This window comes from Bacillus sp. AP8, from assembly GCF_000321185.1.
Taxonomy (GTDB): Bacteria; Bacillota; Bacilli; order Bacillales; family DSM-1321; genus Bacillus_AD; species Bacillus_AD massilioanorexius.
In genome coordinates this window covers 119,511-138,394 of the sequence record NZ_CAPG01000036.1, presented here as the reverse complement: position 1 = coordinate 138,394, position 18,884 = coordinate 119,511, and the positions used below count along the sequence as shown (strand labels likewise).

General features: G+C 34.3%; 21 protein-coding genes, 2 riboswitches and 1 other annotated feature. Of the genes, 16 read left to right on the top strand and 5 right to left on the bottom strand.

The genetic code is table 11. From position 1 onward, the window contains the following. Positions 1-37 precede the first annotated feature (37 nt). Positions 38-259: a binding site (T-box leader), on the bottom strand. 186 nt (positions 260-445) lie between these two features. The 13 genes from BN349_RS09890 (at position 446) to BN349_RS23750 (ending at position 11,879) form a co-directional block, all read left to right on the top strand. After that, a complete protein-coding gene (locus BN349_RS09890) occupies positions 446-1,408 on the top strand; it encodes an MBL fold metallo-hydrolase (RefSeq protein ID WP_019242141.1) in 963 nt (320 codons plus the stop codon). 67 nt (positions 1,409-1,475) lie between these two features. Then, positions 1,476-1,586, top strand: a riboswitch (TPP riboswitch). A gap of 297 nt (positions 1,587-1,883) precedes the next feature. Continuing rightward, positions 1,884-1,994: riboswitch (TPP riboswitch) on the top strand. A 78-nt stretch (positions 1,995-2,072) separates the two neighbouring features. Next, positions 2,073-2,897: a hydroxyethylthiazole kinase gene (gene thiM / locus BN349_RS09885; protein ID WP_019242140.1), complete on the top strand. Its 825-nt coding sequence runs from the start codon at positions 2,073-2,075 to the stop codon at positions 2,895-2,897. Further along, positions 2,884-3,525: a thiamine phosphate synthase gene (gene thiE / locus BN349_RS09880; protein WP_019242139.1), complete on the top strand. Its 642-nt coding sequence runs from the start codon at positions 2,884-2,886 to the stop codon at positions 3,523-3,525. The genes thiM and thiE overlap by 14 nt, the downstream gene beginning before the upstream one ends. Continuing rightward, positions 3,522-4,166 (top strand): HAD family hydrolase, encoded by a 645-nt coding sequence (locus BN349_RS09875; protein ID WP_019242138.1) that lies wholly within the window; start codon positions 3,522-3,524, stop codon positions 4,164-4,166. Before thiE ends, BN349_RS09875 begins: the two co-directional genes overlap by 4 nt. Then, complete coding sequence (gene thiD / locus BN349_RS09870) at positions 4,163-4,963, top strand: bifunctional hydroxymethylpyrimidine kinase/phosphomethylpyrimidine kinase (RefSeq protein ID WP_019242137.1); 801 nt, start codon at positions 4,163-4,165, stop codon at positions 4,961-4,963. Before BN349_RS09875 ends, thiD begins: the two co-directional genes overlap by 4 nt. Before the next feature lie 138 nt (positions 4,964-5,101). Further along, positions 5,102-5,893, top strand: coding sequence for an SDR family NAD(P)-dependent oxidoreductase (locus BN349_RS09865; protein ID WP_019242136.1), 792 nt, complete (start codon positions 5,102-5,104; stop codon positions 5,891-5,893). A 27-nt stretch (positions 5,894-5,920) separates the two neighbouring features. Next, the gene (locus BN349_RS09860) at positions 5,921-6,430 is read left to right on the top strand and encodes a hypothetical protein (protein WP_019242135.1); all 510 of its coding nucleotides are present in this window, start codon (positions 5,921-5,923) and stop codon (positions 6,428-6,430) included. Between the two features lie 174 nt (positions 6,431-6,604). Beyond that, a complete protein-coding gene (locus BN349_RS09855; protein ID WP_019242134.1) occupies positions 6,605-7,171 on the top strand; it encodes a sigma-70 family RNA polymerase sigma factor in 567 nt (188 codons plus the stop codon). Further along, on the top strand, positions 7,119-8,426 hold the full coding sequence (locus tag BN349_RS09850) for a DUF4179 domain-containing protein (protein ID WP_019242133.1): 1,308 nt from the start codon (positions 7,119-7,121) through the stop codon (positions 8,424-8,426). Before BN349_RS09855 ends, BN349_RS09850 begins: the two co-directional genes overlap by 53 nt. A gap of 119 nt (positions 8,427-8,545) precedes the next feature. Then, positions 8,546-9,301, top strand: a complete 756-nt coding sequence (locus BN349_RS09845; protein WP_019242132.1) for a threonine/serine exporter family protein — start codon at positions 8,546-8,548, stop codon at positions 9,299-9,301. A gap of 13 nt (positions 9,302-9,314) precedes the next feature. Next, positions 9,315-9,758: a threonine/serine exporter family protein gene (locus BN349_RS09840; protein ID WP_019242131.1), complete on the top strand. Its 444-nt coding sequence runs from the start codon at positions 9,315-9,317 to the stop codon at positions 9,756-9,758. Between the two features lie 135 nt (positions 9,759-9,893). Continuing rightward, a complete protein-coding gene (locus BN349_RS09835) occupies positions 9,894-10,643 on the top strand; it encodes an alpha/beta hydrolase (protein ID WP_026089262.1) in 750 nt (249 codons plus the stop codon). 393 nt (positions 10,644-11,036) lie between these two features. Further along, entirely contained in the window at positions 11,037-11,879 is an 843-nt protein-coding gene (locus BN349_RS23750; protein ID WP_019242129.1) for an aldose epimerase family protein, read from the top strand. A gap of 116 nt (positions 11,880-11,995) precedes the next feature. On the opposite strand, the gene BN349_RS09825 is transcribed toward BN349_RS23750, so the two are convergent. Further along, complete coding sequence (locus BN349_RS09825) at positions 11,996-13,477, bottom strand: aldehyde dehydrogenase family protein (RefSeq protein ID WP_019242128.1); 1,482 nt, start codon at positions 13,475-13,477, stop codon at positions 11,996-11,998. Between the two features lie 277 nt (positions 13,478-13,754). Here BN349_RS09825 and BN349_RS09820 point away from each other — a divergent pair, with 277 nt between their 5' ends. Both BN349_RS09820 and BN349_RS09815 read left to right on the top strand, forming a co-directional pair. Continuing rightward, on the top strand, positions 13,755-14,948 hold the full coding sequence (locus tag BN349_RS09820; protein WP_019242127.1) for an MFS transporter: 1,194 nt from the start codon (positions 13,755-13,757) through the stop codon (positions 14,946-14,948). Between the two features lie 174 nt (positions 14,949-15,122). Beyond that, positions 15,123-15,683 (top strand): GNAT family N-acetyltransferase, encoded by a 561-nt coding sequence (locus tag BN349_RS09815; RefSeq protein ID WP_019242126.1) that lies wholly within the window; start codon positions 15,123-15,125, stop codon positions 15,681-15,683. A 94-nt stretch (positions 15,684-15,777) separates the two neighbouring features. Here the strand turns inward: BN349_RS09815 and BN349_RS09810 are convergent, their stop codons facing one another. Next, on the bottom strand, positions 15,778-15,990 hold the full coding sequence (locus BN349_RS09810) for a CDGSH iron-sulfur domain-containing protein (RefSeq protein WP_019242125.1): 213 nt from the start codon (positions 15,988-15,990) through the stop codon (positions 15,778-15,780). 177 nt (positions 15,991-16,167) lie between these two features. Beyond that, positions 16,168-17,094: an alpha/beta hydrolase gene (locus BN349_RS09805; protein WP_019242124.1), complete on the bottom strand. Its 927-nt coding sequence runs from the start codon at positions 17,092-17,094 to the stop codon at positions 16,168-16,170. Positions 17,095-17,444: 350 nt separating this feature from the next. On the opposite strand from BN349_RS09805, the gene BN349_RS09800 reads away from it, so the two are divergent. Further along, on the top strand, positions 17,445-17,687 hold the full coding sequence (locus tag BN349_RS09800; protein WP_019242123.1) for a YqkE family protein: 243 nt from the start codon (positions 17,445-17,447) through the stop codon (positions 17,685-17,687). A 55-nt stretch (positions 17,688-17,742) separates the two neighbouring features. On the opposite strand, the gene BN349_RS09795 is transcribed toward BN349_RS09800, so the two are convergent. Further along, the gene (locus BN349_RS09795) at positions 17,743-18,660 is read right to left on the bottom strand and encodes an aldo/keto reductase (RefSeq protein WP_019242122.1); all 918 of its coding nucleotides are present in this window, start codon (positions 18,658-18,660) and stop codon (positions 17,743-17,745) included. 92 nt (positions 18,661-18,752) lie between these two features. Beyond that, a complete protein-coding gene (gene mciZ, locus BN349_RS09790; protein WP_019242121.1) occupies positions 18,753-18,872 on the bottom strand; it encodes a Z-ring formation inhibitor MciZ in 120 nt (39 codons plus the stop codon). Between the last annotated feature and the right edge of the window lie 12 nt (positions 18,873-18,884).

Here is an 18,884-nt window from a genome sequence, read left to right as displayed (position 1 = left end):
TGAAAATGTATAAAAATAAAAAAACCTTTCATCCTTAAAAAAGGACGAAAGGTCTATCTTCCGTGGTACCACCTTTGTTCATTTTAAGATAATTTCTTAAAATGCACTTCATGTTCCGATATCGTTGGAATACGGTTAGGTTTTCCTAACAGCTCATAAGGTAGGTTCGATAAAATAGTGGACTATGAAGTCTTCCAGCCAGTGAACTTCATTCTCTGCATGTCGTATTTTATTTACTATTCTTATTCGATGCCTAGTAAATATTCTAATATTCATTAGATTATGAAGGAATATTGTTATGTATGTCAATAGATATAAATGGATTTTATTAAATTTTTGAAAAAAGATGTGAAAATAATGACATAAGTGCATGTTAGTAGTAGAATTGAAATAATATAAAATGAATGATTGTTCATAAATTTCAAAATAAATTAGGTGAATAACAATGACGTTATGGAAAAATGATATCGCTAAAATAACTATTCCAACCCCGTTCCCTGTTGGTGATGTTAATGCATTTGTAATAAAAGGAGACGCGCTTACACTAGTGGATGCTGGTCCTAAAACCGAAGAAACTCATCAAGCCATTCAAGCTGGATTGAAGGATTTGCGTCTTGATATGAAGGATATTGACCAAATCATTATTACACATCATCATCCAGATCATGTTGGGGGAGTGGATTTCTTTGAGGAAGGTACTCCTATTTTGGGACATGAGAATAATAAATTTTGGCTAAACCCAGATGAAGCAATTTTTCATTATTATGAAGGTTTTTATCTCGATTTAGCAAAAGAATTAGGCATCCCATCTGAGTTTCATAAATATGTAGGCACAATGAAAAGTGGTTTAAAATATAGCTGCAATAGAAGTTTGGATATCTCAATTAAAGAAGGTGACACGGTACCTGGTTTGAATGATTGGGTTGTATATGAAACACCAGGTCATGCGGAAAGTCATATATCATTATATAGAGAAAGTGACGGTGCGTTTATTGGAGGAGATTTACTATTACAAAAGGTATCTCCAAATCCATTAATAGAGCCTCCTATGAAAGAAGGAGACGATCGTCCCAAATCACAATTATTATTAAATCATTCTTTGAATAGATTATTAGAAATGCCAATCCAAACAGTATTTGCAGGGCACGGTGATGAAATTCATCAGCCTAATGATCTAATACATAAGCGCTTGGCTGCTCAACATGAAAGGGCAATGAAGGTGAGAGAGTTATTGAAACAAGAACCGGCTACTGTTTTACAAATCTGTATGAAGCTATTTCCAGGTATATACCAAAAGCAAATTGGGTTAACATTGTCAGAAACATTAGCTCAATTTGATTATTTACTTGATTTAGATGAAATTAGAGGAGAAGAAACAAAGAATGGAATTGTATATTCTGTTAAGTGAAAGTTTTGCAAAAATTAATTACCACAAATGATGTTAGTATGATAGAATGATGTCAAGTTTAATAGAGCAACATTGATAGGGGAGCTTGCACGAGCAGGCTGAGAGTAAGCAAAATGTAGCTTTGACCCTTTAACCTGATTTGGATAATGCCAACGTAGGGAATTTTTATATTAGTATCTAAAAGATGCGATATACCCTATTGGTATATCGTTTTTTGTTTTTGCTGTTTTCTATAAAGTATAGTTTTACCAGTATTAAAGATCGATTCGAGCGTAAGGAATGAGTCTCTTTTGGAAGCAGTGGGGTAGGAGAGGACCAGCTGTGTTATGGATAAGGGAGGATGCTCGCCGATGCTTCGTGTAAAGCGAGTTTTCTAGAGTGAAAATCTATTCCACCTATACTCACCACTTGTTGGGTAAAAGGTGGTAATCGAGACTTGTCGATGGGGAGTATCGAGTAACAAAGCTTAGAAGTAAATAAATTTTTGGGGGGCTTGCACAAGCAGGCTGAGAGTAAGTGAAATGTAACTTTGACCCTTTAACCTGATTTGGGTAATGCCAACGTAGGGAATTGTATTTGGTTATTCTTATGCGATATACCCATTTGGTGTATCGCATTTTCTTTTTTAGAAAATAAAAATTTTTATCGAATGGAGGAGACTAGAATGTTTGAATCAATCCTGGAAAAAGTGAGAGAAACAACCCCTTTAGTACATAATATTACCAACTATGTAACAGTAAATGATGTAGCTAATGTAATATTGGCCTGTGGTGGTTCTCCAATTATGGCGGATGATGTAGCTGAGGTAGAGGATATTACCAGCATTTGTAATAGCTTGGTAATTAATGTTGGTACATTAAATGAAAGAACGGTTCAATCTATGATTTTAGCAGGAAAAAAAGCAAATGAACTTGGGCATCCAGTTATTCTTGATCCTGTAGGAGCAGGGGCATCAAAGCTTCGAACTGCGACTGTATTTAAATTGTTGGAAGAAGTACGCTTTTCTGTTATTCGCGGTAATATTTCTGAAATGAAAACAGTATTTGAAGGAAGCGGTACAACAATGGGAGTCGATGCATCTGCAACAGATAAAGTAACAACTGAAACACTCGAGGAAGCCATTTTATTTGCTCAACAATTGAGTGAGAAAACAGGAGCAGTGATTGCTATCACTGGTGAAATTGATTTAATAGCAACCAACTCGAAGACGAATATAGTCCATAATGGTCATCCTATGATGTCAAAAATTACAGGAAGTGGATGTATGCTTACAGCCATTATTGGTGCATATTGTGGAGCGAATCCCGATCGTTTATTAGAAAGTACCACAGCGGCTGTTTGTGCCATTGGATTAAGTGGTGAGCTTGCCTATCACAAAATGCTTCAATCTGATGGGGGAACGTCCACATTTAGAATGCATTTAATTGACTATATGAGTAAGATGAATTCTACAAAGTTGAGTGAGGGGATAAAAATTGAAAGTAGATAAATCTTCATTGCTACTTTATGCTGTTACAGATCGACATTGGGTGAAGGAAAGCTCTTTAGTACAACAAGTTGAAGCAGCTCTTAAGGGAGGCATTACCTTTTTGCAACTACGTGAAAAAAATCTGTCCAATGAAGCTTTTTTAGAAGAAGCTTTACAAATTAAGCAGTTAACGGATAAATATGACATTCCTTTTGTTATCAATGATAATGTTGATGTTGCACTTGCTTGTGATGCGGATGGTGTTCATATAGGTCAAGACGATTTACCTGTAAATATAGTTAGAGAAAAAATAGGACCTAATAAAATTTTAGGTGTATCTGCTCATACAGTTGAAGAAGCAAAAAGAGCTGAGGATAATGGAGCAGATTATTTAGGAGTAGGTGCTGTTTTTAACACGGCAACCAAGCTTGATGCCAACACTGTATCCTTTCAAACATTAAAAGATATTTGTGAAAGAGCTACGATCCCTATAGTAGCAATAGGTGGTATTAATGAAGAAAATATGACGAAGTTAGGTGGAACTGGTATTGATGGTGTTGCTGTTGTTTCAGCTATTTTTGGAGCAGATGAAATAGATAAAGCTAGTCAACACTTGTTAGCTTTGTCAAAGCGAATGGTGAATGAATGAAAAAATATGCCATATTTGATCTTGATGGAACTTTAATAGATTCTATGAATGTATGGGACATGGCTGTATGTACCTTTTTGCGAAATAAAGGAATTATTATGCCAAATGAATTAATAACGGTATTAAATAAAAAAAGCTTTGAGCAAGGTGCAAACTACTTAATTCAACAGTTCACTTTAGATTTGACAACAGAAGAAGTAATGGCTGAAATTCATGATTTCATAATTCATCAATATATGAATGAAGTCCAGTTAAAACCTTTCGTCCTCGAATTTTTAGAGAATGTAGAAAATCAAAACATAAAGATGTGTATTGTTACTGCATCGGAAAAGAAATTGGCAGAATTAGTTCTAAAAAGATTAAAGGTTCTGGATTATTTTGATTTTATTCTTACATGCGGAGAAGTTGGTTATGGAAAAGATACACCCGATATTTTTTATTTAGCTGCTCAAAAATGGGAGGCTAATATCTCTGAAATTATGGTCTTTGAAGATTCGCTTCATGCTATCCAAACAACAAAAGCAGCGGGTTTCTATACCATAGCTGTTTACGATCGTTCAGCAGATAAGGATAACAAAATGATTCAACAATTAAGCGATAAATATATCAGTAGCTTTGAAGAATGGAGGGATGCAGAATGAAGAAGGTATTAAGTATAGCCGGATCAGATTGTAGTGGAGGAGCAGGAATTCAAGCAGATATAAAAACTATAACAGCTCATAACATGTACGCCATGAGTGCGATTACGGCTTTAACTGCACAGAATACGACTGGTGTATATGCTGTTCAAGAAGCAACACCTGAATTTGTAGGTCAACAATTAGATTGTATTATGAAAGATATTTTTCCTGATAGTGTGAAGATCGGCATGGTTTCCTCTCCAGACATTATTCAAGTGATCGTTGATAAATTAATCGATTATCGTCCCAATCATATTGTTGTCGATCCCGTTATGATTTCTACTAGTGGTAGCAAACTATTAAATGAAGATGCCATGGACATGCTTATTACGAAATTAATACCATTAGCTAGCTTAATTACACCAAATATACCTGAGGCTGAATGTCTAAGTGGTATGGTTATACATAATAAAGAAGATATGCAAAAAGTAGCTCTTAACATTGCAGAGAATTATAAGGGGCATATCTTAATCAAAGGTGGTCATCTAGAGGAAACGGCAGATGACTTACTATACAGTGATGGCCAATTTACTTGGTTTCCTAGCGTGAAAATTGATAATTCGAATACGCATGGTACAGGTTGCACACTATCTTCTGCCATCGCTTGCCACTTAGCAGATGGTTGTGATATGAAAACAAGTATTCAAAAAGCAAAGCAATATATAACAGGTGCCCTTTTAGATCAACTCAATTTAGGTGCAGGAAATGGCCCATTAAATCATTGTTATACGCTTGCAATGAATAATGAATTAAGTTAACAATATTAACCGCTTTCTAATTTGAGAGCGGTTTTTTCAAATATATAAAAAATTACAAATATGAATAAATCAAATATGATAAAATAGATGAATAAGCTATACTGAGGAATAATGGAAAATTAGCTTTGAGGTGAAGTTGTGCAAAAACTAGTCAATAAAAATATAATCATTACAGGTGCATCAAGTGGATTAGGAAAAGAAATTGCTTTTCAATCCGCAGCTGCTGGTGCTAATGTATTTCTATTAGCGAGAAGCATTGAGCGTCTTCAAAAAATAAAGAAGCAAATAGAAGAAGCATATCAAGTGAAAGTGTACTGCTATCAATTGGATGTTTCTAATGGTAGTCAAATAGAAGAAGTATTCACAAATATAGAGAGACAGATTGGAACAGTTGATGTATTAGTAAATAATGCTGGATTCGGTCTGTTTGAAGAAGTTATTAATCTTAATCTTGATGAGGCAAAGAGAATGTTAGATGTAAATGTCTATGGATTAATAGCTTGTACTAAAATGGTCGTTCCTTCAATGGTAAGAAAAAAAGCGGGTCACATTATTAATATTGCCTCGCAGGCTGGTAAAGTTGCCACACCAAAATCGAGTGTCTATGCGGCAACTAAACATGCTGTATTAGGATTTACGAATAGTTTGCGCTTAGAAATGTCTGAGCATAATGTATTTGTAACAAGCGTAAATCCTGGACCAATTGCAACACAATTTTTTGATATAGCCGATACGTCAGGAACATATGTGAAAAATGTTCAGAAATATATGTTGAAGCCAGAACATCTAGCTAAAGAGATTATCTCTTGTATGTTGCATAATAAGAGAGAAATTAATCGTCCAAGATGGATGAATGTTGGGGCTGTTTTTTATTCTGTTTTTCCTCGTACTTTTGAAGGTGTTGGTAAGAAATTTTTCTTTAAAAAATAGATTGCCAGATCTTAATGAGGTGAAGAAATGAGAGTGTTACTAGCTGTTTGTATGATAATAAGCATTTTGTTAGGAGGATGTGACCAAGAAAGCGTTCATCCAGGGAAAGTTGGATTTATTACACAATTTGAAAGTAACGATAAAGTGCTAATTGGTGATGTCTTATATCATATTACGCGTGACACGAAAATTCGTACTTCTGATGGAGATAAATTACATAAAAAAGATTTAAAAATAGGTATGAAAATACAGCCTTTTTTTGAAGGTGGACTAGCGGAAACCTATCCAGGAAGAGCGAATGCAAAGCTCTTGAGAATATTAACGGACGAAAACAGTAAGCAGGAAGCTGTTATGATGATTAATGTCATAGACCAACTTCGTCGCAACGAGGATGAACACTTTCTTATTACAAACATTAAACATGTAGAAGAAGAAAATAAATATATTATGGATGTCAAACGTCGTTCAAATGTTGACATGGGGTTTACTATTACAGTAGATGAAGACACATATAAAATTCAATTTATGGAAGTATAGATGAGGGACTGTATCAAAGTGTTTTTTTAGCTCTTTGATACAGTCCCTTTGCCTATCCATGTTAAGTAAATATAGGGAATAGGGTCTTTTTTTATATTTAGAAATTTTTCTGAAACTTTTTCGTGGAATGAAGGTCTAATATATAGTAATGAAGGTTTGTAGGGGGAGTTTTACTTGGAGGAGGAGCAACTTACTATACGAGCAATCAATGGTGATGACATTGCATTTTTACAGCTAATGAATCTTCATAAATTGCCACTTTATAAGACAGCATTAGCTTATTTGAAAAATGAAGAAGAAGCATTAGAAGCCATTCAAGAAGTTACATGTCGTGCGTATGTGAATATAAGTAAGGTTAGAGAAGCGAGCTTTGTTAAAACATGGTTGATTCGGATTATGATTAATTACTGTAATGATAGATTGAGGAGCAAAAGCAAAATTGTTCAACAAGAAGAATTGCTGCATGTTCAAGTTTTTAAGGATTCATACGAGCAATTGGAAATTTTAGATGCAATGAATAGTCTAGATGAACGAGCAAAAGAAATCATAATCCTAAAATATTTTCACGATTTGAAGATTAAAGATATCGCAGCTGTTCTTAATCGTCCAGAAGGTACGATTAAATCATGGTTAAATCGTGCTTTAGCCAGTTTACGGCAACAACTTGAGGATAAGGAGGTGGAGACAAATGCTAGAGAAAGAAGAAAGCCAACTGAACCAGGCGAAAGAAGTCTTAGATAAGATTGAAATACCTATCGACAAATTAGATGCCTCAATATTAAATGGTCTACAAAAAGGAAAGCAATTGAAAAAGAAGAAAAAGCAAAAGAAAACATGGATGATTAGTATTATTTCGGCCGCATTGTTATTTATAGGCTTTACTTCTCTTTTATCTGTCTCACCTGCTTTTGCAGATGCTATAGCTAAAATTCCAGGTATGGAGAATTTTGTGGACGTGTTTAAAAGTAATAAAGGTTATAGTGATGCAGCAGAAAATCATTATTTAGAGAAAATAAATAGTACACAAGAAAAGCAAGGTATCAAGGTTACAATCGATTCTGCTATCAAGGATGAAAGTGGAATGGTGATTTTTTACACTATTGAATCAGACAAAAATTTGACTGAGATGAAAGTTGAAATGATGGGGCTCTATGATCAGCAAAAGCAATCTTTATTGGAAGGATCTTCTTATACATCTGGTAGGGGTTTTGCTAATATAAAAAAAGCAGAAAAACAGTCAGATAAATTTGAATTTGACCATGTTAACCTTTCAGGAGTAAAAGATTTTACATTGAAATTAAAAGTGCATAAACTCGATTTTTCTTTTGATTTCAATTTGAAGAAGCAGGTATTTATGAAAAAGTATCAAGTGAATAAAATGGTGTCGATTGAACAACAAAATGTTTTTATTAAGAGTGTCACGCTCTATCCATTAAGAGCAGATGTTCATTTGGCTATCGATCAAAGTAAAAATAGTAAGGTATTATTAGAGTTTGAAGATATGCGCTTGGTAGACGAAAATGGAGAGATTTGGGGTAAGATTGCAGATGGGATGACGGGTAGTGGAGGAAGTGACGGTCAGGATCGTCATATCTATTTGCAAAGTAATTACTTTAAAAAGCCAAAAGAATTGTATTTAATGGTTAATAAAATACAGGCGCTCCCATTAAATCATTCTAAGTTAGTTGTAGATACGATAAAGCAACAAATTATCGATGCTCCTGATATTCGTATACAAAATATAAAAGTATCAGGTCACACTGTCGAATTTTCTTTTATAACAAATAAGGATTTTCACTATTCTATTTTTGGTGATATCACTGACGCTACTGGTAAAAAAATAGATGTTGCGACGAGCTTTACTTCAGGTGGAGGAGAAGAAAGACGTATTGGCTTTGAGCTTCCAAATAATCAGCCTTTTCAAAATCCAATTTCGATAAAACTAAATTATTACCCTAAATGGATTAATGATGATGTAAAATTACAAATCAAATAAAAATCATAAAACTGTAGAAAATATTTCTACAGTTTTATGATTTTTGGTTGCTAATATAGGATGTTCTGAGGTATAACTACTACATATGTGAGATTCTTTTGAAAGAGGTACGTATAGCGATGGATAAGCAATATCAATATGATGTGATGGAAGTGTGCTTATTAGCGGGAAAAATCCTACTACAAAATGGAGCAGAAACTTTTCGCGTCGAGGATACGATGGTACGAATGGCGAGGGCTTTCGGCATTTCTAAATGTGATAGTTTTGTCATTCCTACAGGCATAATTTTTTCAGTAGAATCTAATGATTTACAAAAAACGCAGCTTGTTCGAGTTTCACAAAGAACAACAGATTTGTTAAAAGTAACACAGGTGAACAGAGTATCTCGTAGTATAAGTGAAAAAACAATGAATGTAAAAGAAGCTCATCTTACATTAACCGGAATAGAGTCGGCACCATTTGCTTTTTCTACTACAACACAAACGTTTGCTGCTGCTTTATCAAGCGCTTGCTTTGTGATCATGTTTTTAGGAAGCTGGTATGACTTCATTCCTGCTTTTATTACTGGTGGATTAGGTTTTATGGGCTATTTATTTTTTAATTGGCTTGTTTCAGTTAAGTTTGTTTCAGAATTTTTAGCATCTGTTGTAATTGGACTTGTTTCTTATTTTTTAGTACAAATTGGAGTTGGACATGAAATAGATAAAATTATAATCGGGTCAGTCATGCCACTTGTCCCTGGGTTATTAATAACCAATGCTGTTCGCGATTTAATGGCAGGCCATTTAGTTTCCGGAATCTCTAAAGGAGCGGAAGCTTTTTTAACAGCCTTTGCGATTGGTGGCGGAATCGCAATTGTGTTTACGCTAGTTTAAGGTGGGATTTATTATGGAATATTTGGCTCAGCTTGTAACAAGCTTTATTGGTTCAGCAGGCTTCGGTGTTATTTTTAATGTGCCGAAAGAATCTCTCGCAAAATGTGGCTTTGTTGGTATGGCAGGGTGGCTTTGCTATTACATACTTTCTCAAAATGGAATTGATATTATTCCAGCAACTGCTATGGCTGCTACTTTAATCGCTTTAATTAGTCAATTTTTCGCTAAAATGTATAAAACACCATTAACCATTTTTACAGTTGGTGGGATTATTCCACTTGTTCCTGGTGGATTAGCTTATAATGCAATGAGACATTTTGTGGAAAATGATTATAATATGGCTATCAGTTTAGCAGCTAAATGTTTTTTAATCTCAGGTAGCATAGCTATTGGATTAGTGTTCGCGGAAGTACTTCATCAAATTGTAATGCGTTTCCGTCGTCGAAAAGTTTTGTAAGATGTAAAAGTTGGTGCATTTTTCCTTTTGGTATGACTCAGCAGGAAATTCTCCTAGAATGTAGAATCTTTATTTTATTACGTTTTATGATACAAAATAAAGAGTAATGGAGTGTGAGTAATGGAGTGTGATATCGTGAGTGCAACCTATCCAGTTATGCAGGGAGCAGAACCGTTCTATCATGAAGGGAGTTCTATTGGAATTTTAGTTTGTCATGGTTTTACGGGAACTACGCAAAGTATGAGACCGTTAGGAGAAGCATATAAAAATTTTGGCTTTACGGTATGTGGACCTCGTTTGAAGGGGCACGGAACGTCGTATGAAGAGATGGAGACAACATCTTATCATGATTGGATTGCTTCAATTGAAGAAGGCTTGCAATGGTTAAAAGAAAGATGTCATGTTATTTTTGTTACTGGGTTATCAATGGGCGGTACCTTAACGCTTTATTTAGCAGAGAAATATCCTGAAGTAAAGGGAATTATTCCTATTAATGCGGCGGTTTCATTACCAGCTATGGAAGCATTGCTGCAAGCAGAGCATCCAAGGTATATTGATGCAATTGGATCAGATATTAAAGATCCAAATAGTGTTGAGCTAGCCTATGAAAAAACGCCAACAAAATCGGTTGAACAAATTGTAGAACTAGTTAAAGTGGTTCGAATGGATTTAAACAAAATTATCTGTCCTGCCTTAATATTTGTATCTGATGAGGATCATGTCGTTCCACCGGATAATTCGATGATCATTTTTGAGAATATATCTTCGGATGATAAGGAATTGTACCGACTGACGAATAGTTATCATGTGGCTACTTTAGATTATGATCAATCGATCATTATAAATCTAAGTCTTGCGTTTATTAATAGAGTATTAAATAAATAATTTACATAAATCCTTGGCTATAATAATGGCTAAGGATTTTTATATTTCGCTGTTTCCAGCATGAAAGTAAAGGGTTAAATTGGGAAATTTGTGATACTAATGGTAGAAGAATAGAGATTAGAAGTATTTGATACAGTCACTGTGTCAAGCTTGTAACAAGTTTGTAAGTTGTACAATGAATGAACAATTTAATGTGATAAAATTCACAAAAAAGTAACTTACCATACTAAATCTATGTTGTATAATTTGAACGAAGGTATATAAGCATAAAAGTTTTATTTAGATTAAAGATAGTATTAATATAATATATTATTTGTAAATTGTTGCTTATCTTAACTACAATGGAAGATTTACATAGTGTATAAGTATGTAATGAAATGGAGGAGGAATATAATGATTGAAAGGCAAACTTTAGCCGGTTTTAATGTCATTGTTATGACCGAAGAGCAAAGCAACTCTAAGGCTGTTTTGTGCCCTGAAAGAGGAGGGATTTTAATTCAGCTTGCTCTTCGTGGTAAAGAAATTTTGTATTTACAGGAAGAAACTTTTTCAGATATTACGAAGAATATTCGTGGTGGTAATCCTGTTTTATTTCCAATATGTGGACCATTACCGGATAATGAGTACGTTCTTGACGGGAATACATATTCAATGAAACAGCATGGTTTTGCTCGAAACAAGCCTTGGAAAGTAGAAGCGATGGAAGCCAATAAAGTGACTTTATTATTAGAAGATGATGAAGAAACAAGAGAGCAGTATCCTTTTGAATTTTGTTTGCGTTTCACGTATGAACTAAAAGATGGACAATTACTGATTCATCAGCAATATGAAAATCGTTCACAACGTGTTATGCCGTTTTATGCTGGATTTCACCCTTATTTTAAAGGAAATCATTCAAAGTCTAAATACAATATTCCTAGTTCTCAATTTTTTGATTATAGTGATAACGAAACGAAAAAAAGAACGGGTGCTACAGCTGATTTAGATATACGTGACACAAAAGTGTTTCTTCGTTTATCGGACTCTACTTCTAGTATTCAAAACGAACGTTATACGTTGCATGTATCATATAGTCAGCATTTTAAACATGCATTGCTGTGGTCAGAACGACCAGAGGAATATATTTGTTTAGAGCCGTGGATGGCAGAAGCAGGAAGCCTTACGAATAAGGAAGATATTATCCAATTAGAGCCAGGGAAAACATTAGAAGCAGAATGTTCTTATTCTATTGAGTAAAGATGGTTTAACCAAGTAAAGTAATATGAGGCTCGTTATATAAAAAAGAGGTTGTGTCATATAGTTGACACAACCTTCTACTTTTATAGGAGGATTAAACTACACTGTATATTAGTTTAAATGTTTACCCAAACACTTTTAACTTCGGTATAGTTGTTTAATGCATAAGAACCCATTTCTCGACCGATACCGGATTGTTTATAGCCACCGAATGGAGAAGCTGCATCAAAGGCATTATAACAATTGATCCAAACTGTACCTGCTCGTAATTTATTCGCTACATAATGTGCATTCGAAATATTTTCTGTCCATAATCCAGCTGCTAAGCCATAATCAGTTGCATTAGCTCTTTCGATGATTTCATCTAAATCATCAAATGGCATCGCTGAAATAACAGGACCGAAAATTTCTTCTTTCGCAATTGTCATTTCATCATTGACCGAACTGAAAATGGTAGGAGCAACAAAGTAACCTTCTTCACGTGGTTTTACACCACCGACCAATAGCTCAGCACCTTGTTCTAATCCTTTTTCAATATAATTCATAACTCGATTTTGTTGTACGCTAGATACTAGAGGACCAATTTGTGTAGAAGGATCTAAACCGGCTCCTTGTTTAATATTTTTGGCATGTGAAACCATATCAGCGACTACATTGTCATAATGCTTTTTCTGAATGAATACACGTGAACCTGCACAGCAGACTTGCCCTTGATTAAACATTACTCCGTTTAATGCACCCGGAATAGCTCTTGAAAGATCGGCATCCGCTAATATAATATTAGGTGATTTTCCTCCGAGCTCAAGAGTAACTCGTTTTAATGATTGAGAAGCAGAAGCCATTATAGACTTCCCAACTTTTGTTGATCCTGTGAATGCGATCTTATCAACTTGTGGATGATCGACTAATGATTGACCGGCTGTAGCACCAAAACCAGGAACAATGTTAACTACTCCAGCTGGGAAACCGGCCTTATCTATTAATTCTGCTAAATATAGTGCTGATAGCGGAGTTTGCTCTGCTGGTTTCAATACAACTGTACAGCCAGTAGCAAGTGCAGCACCAAGTTTCCACATCGCCATAAGGAGAGGAAAGTTCCAAGGAATAATTTGCCCCACGACTCCGACAGCTTCGTGTCTTGTATAATTAAAATAGCTACCACTTACAGGAATTGTTTGACCAACAATTTTTGTTGACCATCCTGCATAATATCTCATATGTTCGATTGCAAGTGGAACATCTGCGTTTGTTGTTTCTGCAATAGGTTTACCATTATCTAATGTTTCTAATTGTGCTAAATCTTCTTTATGTTCTTCCATTAAATCAGCTAGTTTGTACATTAATCGGCTTCTTTCAGCAGCGCTCATTTTTGACCATGGACCCTTATCGAATGCCGCTCTTGCCGCTTTAACAGCTGCATCAATATCTGCAGCATCTGCTTCATAAACTTCTGCTAATACCTCTCCGGTGGCAGGGTTAGGTGTAGTAAAGGTTTTTTCAGAGACACTTTCTACAAACTGTCCGTTTATGTACAGTTTCTTTGGTTTACGAAGAAATTCTTGTAATTCTTTGCTGATTTCCAACATTGCTTGGCTCATACTTGTTACCTCCTTCAAAATATTCAGTGGTAATGAGTCCTGTAGTTCAATAGTATGGAAGCGATTTCATTACTATATGTAAAATACTAGAATAAATATAAAAAATTTACAATCATTTTGCTTCATATTTTTTAGTAATATTTCGACATATTTCCTTGTAGACAATCGTTTATTTTGTCGTTTTAATATGTTAGTATTTAGTAATGCGAAATAATTATAGATAGCTTACGTTATAAATAATGTTAGCTGTTTATGCTAGTTTAGGAGATGTATAACCTTGATTCAAAAAGAAAGACTTTGGACGAAGTCCTATATTATGTTAATTTTAGGGAATTTATTTACTTTTATGTCTTTCCAAATGTTAATACCTACCTTACCACCATATGTTAAGTCAATTGGTGCCTCGCAATTTGAAGTGGGCTTAATGACAGCTCTATTTTCTGTTGGAGCGGTTTTTATTCGGCCTTTTATAGGTTTTATGCTAGAGTTTAAGGCACGTAGAATGCTTGTATTAATTGGGGCATTAGCTTTATTAGTTGTTACATTATTTTATCCACTTACTAATATTGTTATTGTTTTGTTAGCTTTTCGACTTATTCATGGAATTGCTTGGGGATGGTCAACGACAGCAAATGGAACAGCATCTGTAGATTTAATTCCAAATTCAAGATTGGGTGAAGGAACGGGCTATTATGGTCTTTCGATTACTCTAGGAATGATTGTTGCACCAAGTCTAGGGCTGGTTTTGTACGAAAAGGCATCGTTTGATATTTTAATTTATGTTTCAGCATTTCTTGGCGTTATCGCACTTATTTTGTTATCTATTGTACGCTATCAAATGCCCGAATCTGTTGCGAAGGTAGATCGTAAGCAGCTGAAATTTTCATATTCTGCCTCATTGATGGAAAAATCTTGTCGTTTTCCGGCGTTGCTTACTCTTTTAATAGCTTTTGGATATGGGTCGATTGTGTCATTCATCGTTATATTTGGTAATGAGAGAGGAATAGAAAATATTTTTATTTTCTATTTAGTAAATGCAGTATTTGCAACTATCTCTCGTCCGATTACTGGAAAAATGTTCGATCAAAATGGCCCACGTAGGATTGTTTTAGTATGCTCGCTATTAACATTTGCCGCACTTTGGGTTCTGTCTCTTGCACATAATAGCTTTCATTTAGCGATAGCTGGAGCATTATTAGGCGTGGGTTATGGGTCAATTTTACCGACGTTACAGTCATGGGGATTATTTATTACACCTCCTCATCGAAGAGGAATAGCCAATGGAATGAGTTTTTCAGCTATCGATTTAGGAATTGGTTTAAGTGGTTTAGTTTTTGGTTTGTTAGCTATCTTTTTGGATATTTCTACGATATTTCAAATTTCCAGTTTCTTTATCCTTATTGTTTTTGTGCTTGTATTAATGAAGCCTGAAAAAAATATGGCACTTAAGCAAGAAACTTTATCTTCATAAGGTTCGGTTAGAAACAGTGAGATTTTTCCAAAGAAAAGCAGTTTAGGTGAGACTAACAGTGACCCTTAGCATACTTTTTATACTAATCTCAACTGCTTTTGTTTAGGATTGCTTTCATTTTTCTAGTAGAATAAAGATAGTTTACTAACATACGATTAAAGAGGGATTTTGAACATGAATATTCGAAAAGCAACAAAAGAGGACAGAAAAGAAGCAGCAGTGCTCATCTATGATGCCATACATGATATTGCTCATGTATTAACAGGGGAGATTGATAAGGAAAAAGTACTTGTTCAGTTGGAAGAATTTTTCTGTCAAGAAACGAATCGAATGAGTTATCATAATTGTCTTGTGAAAACGGTAGATCATCAAGTGGTAGGGCTTGTGATTGCCTATCATGGAAGTGATGCTTTGCAATTAGACGAGCCAATATATAGACATCTTCAATCCAAACAACCAAATGTTGAAAGTATAATTGATCCAGAAGCAGATGAAAAGGATTATTATTTAGATACATTGAGTGTAAATCCATCATTTGGTGGAAAAGGTTTTGGTACGGAACTAATCAAAGCAACTATAAACTATTCACTTGAATTAGGATATTCTTCTGTATCTTTAAATGTAGAAGAAAATAATACAAAAGCACGTCAATTGTATGAACGCTTAGGATTTGAATTTGAAAAAAATATTACAATTAATCATCATACGTATGCTTATATGGTGAAATACGTATGATTTAACTTTTAATAATGATAAAAAGGGTGTGAAGTGGGTTTATATCATCTTCACACCCTTTTTCATACATCTTATTCATTTTGTAAGGCTTGTATTATTTGTTTTCTTCTAAAGTTGCACGTACGGTAGATTCAAATTGTCCACGATGTGATCCATCGCAGTATGGTTTTTTTTCAGATAAGCCACAGCGGCATAGAGAGACAACAGATTTTGTTGGGAATACATTTCCATCGACATCAATTACTTCAAATTCGCCAGTAACTCGTAAAGGTCCATTATCCATTACTTTAATTTCAACTTTTGACATGATGTAGCCTCCTTTAATTTAATCGTAAAATTATTTATTAAAAATTTCAACAATTGATTCGACAGTGTGACATTTTTATTGATGTGTTTATCTTGTTAATTTAAGAAAAGTATACTGGTTACACCCCATTAACAAGCTTTTTCGAGCTGATTAATAGGGGCATTTGGGTTCCTAGGTCTAGTTGGAACGGGATAAATCAGATGTAAATGATTTTAAAAATTGGTCAACCGCTTTTTCGTACTCTTCTGGATTTTCATTTAATGATTGAGCATGTGCCCCATTTGGCGCAATGAAAAGTTGTTTCTTACCTGGTTTCTTTTCAAATAATTGTTTTGTCATTGAAACGGGTATGTACGTATCTAGCTCACTGTGAATAAATAAAACGGGTTTTTTTATGTTTTGAATGACTTCAATTGGAGATACGTCTTGTAATCGATAGCCGTCACGCATTTTTAAAAAGGAATTACCTATAGGAAGGACTAGCCAATTAGGTAATGGTGTGCTTTCTTTAATTCGATATTTGACTTGTTCTTGAAAGCTTGAAAAAGGACAATCAGCAACATAAAAGGCTGCATCATCAGAAATCGTACCAGCGTATAACAGACATGTCGCAGCACCCATTGATTCACCATGAATTCCAAAATAGACGTCATCGCCTTCACGATTTTTAAGTTCCTTAACTACTGCTTCTAAATCCCATTTCTCGTAATAACCATAGCTACTCGTTTTTCCACCAGAATCGCCATGTCTACGATGGTCATAAATGATAGCATTATAACCTTTTTTTAAAAAGATATTCATGTATTTTATGGAATTGAATTTATTTTCAGTAATTCCGTGACAAAAGATCATCCATTTGTTTGTTGGATAAGGCTTAACGAATAAACAATCTAATTTGTAACCGAAAGGAGATTCTACCATCACTTGTGTTTTAGGTAGAGAATCAAAGTCTTTAGGAACCCATCTTTTAGCTTTTGTTTCACGATCACGTATAACAGCCTCGTCTTTCTTTTTCATAAACATAATAATGTTAGTAAAAAAGATACCGAGCGCAGCTATAGCCGAAAAAAAAGTTGCTATTGGTATCCACCATTTTTTTTTCATAGAAGTTTACCTCCATTTCAGCTTCTTTATTTCATTCTAACACGTTTAAAAATGAAATAAACGTCAAACTTACAATTAGTCCCTCGTTTTAAGGAAGAGGGGCTATTTCTTGTCGTGGAAAAATGGTGTGAAATTTCTATTTAATTAATAATAATGTAGAAGTTAAGCTTTTACTAAGAGCCGTTTTCAGCAATATTTAGTAAGTAAAATATAATGTGTTGTTATTGGAAGGGAGTTTTAACCAATATTCCTTATATGAAAAACGTTTTTGCTTTTGTTCTTCATTCTTTACACGTTAACAGCTAATAATACCCATGCTATAATAGATTACGAAGTAAGGAGGTATTGAAATGAAAAAGAAAGCACATCAAAAGGTCCAAAAACAAGATGATTCAATGACATTATCCAATATTCTTAATAAAGATTTAGTTAATCAGTTGAAGAATAAACAAAGAGAGCTTATGAAGGAAGAACAAGAACAGAAAGAGGCATTAGAGCAACAAAAAAGAGAAGAAAGAAGAAGAGCGGAAAAAAACAAAACATTTGCTGAACTGTTAAGTGAAGATAACAAGGATTGGCGTAATTTTAAATAAGAAAAGTGGAACTGAAAAAGATGCCTATGCATACAAATCAGTTCCACTTTTCTTTTTACAAACGATGTTGAGTATATGTGTTAGCATGAGTTAATGATTGTAGCAATTGTATTTCTTCTCTAGTTAATGGAGCAGATTGTGCAGCTTTAATATTTTGTATAACCTGTTCTTTTGAACTTGCACCGGGAATAATTGCTCCTACGGAATGATGTGAAAGAATATATTGTAATGCTATATCAAGAAGATTTCTAGAAGCAAATGCCTCTCTTAACTGTCCAAGTAGCTCTTCTAATTCATGATAGATATAATCTAAATAACCATTTTCTTTTATAGAAGGACTACACTTTTCTAACATTCTTTCACTTAGTATTCCTTTAGCGATAGGACCTCTAGCAATGATACTTATATTTTTATCTTGTAAAAAGGGCGACCATTCTTCTGGTCTGCGATCCAGCAAGCTGTATTGCATCATAACTGACACTATGTTTGATTTGGATGCGTAAGATTGAATAACATTTGGACGTATGGAAGAAATTCCGTAATAGCGAATGAAGCCTTCTTGAACAAGCTCTTCAAAAGCTTCGATTACTTCTTCATGATTATCCTCCATCGTTCCACCATGTAATTGATAGAGATCGATATAATCTGTATGTAAACGAAGTAAACTGCTTTTTATAGCTTCTTTAATATATTTTTTGGAGGCATCCCAACTCCATGTTTCTTTGTTATCCCATTTGTTACCAACTTTTGTTGCGAGAATGACTTTTTCTCGAACTGATTTTAAAGCTTTACCTAGGAGCTTCTCGTTATTTCCAAAATCATATAAATCCGCTGTATCAAAATAGTTTACACCATGTTCTAATGCTGTTTGTATAATTTCAACGGCATTATCGGGGTTTGTGCCAAGTGACATGCAGCCAAGACCTATTTCAGAAACATAAAGATCAGACTGGCCAAGCTGTCTTTTTCTCATATTTATCAATCCTTTTATTTAGAAGTTTCTTTTATTATATAGGAAATAAAAAAAGAAATGGAAGTAAGTAATCCTTTAGTAGGTATAACATGCTACTTATTAATCCAATGATATACATAGTGATAGTTTTGGCGATATTCTTGTAATTTAGCTTTAATTTCCCAAGCCTTTCCACATAATATTATTTTATTTTTGCCAATGTATACTTTCATAGAATAACCTCC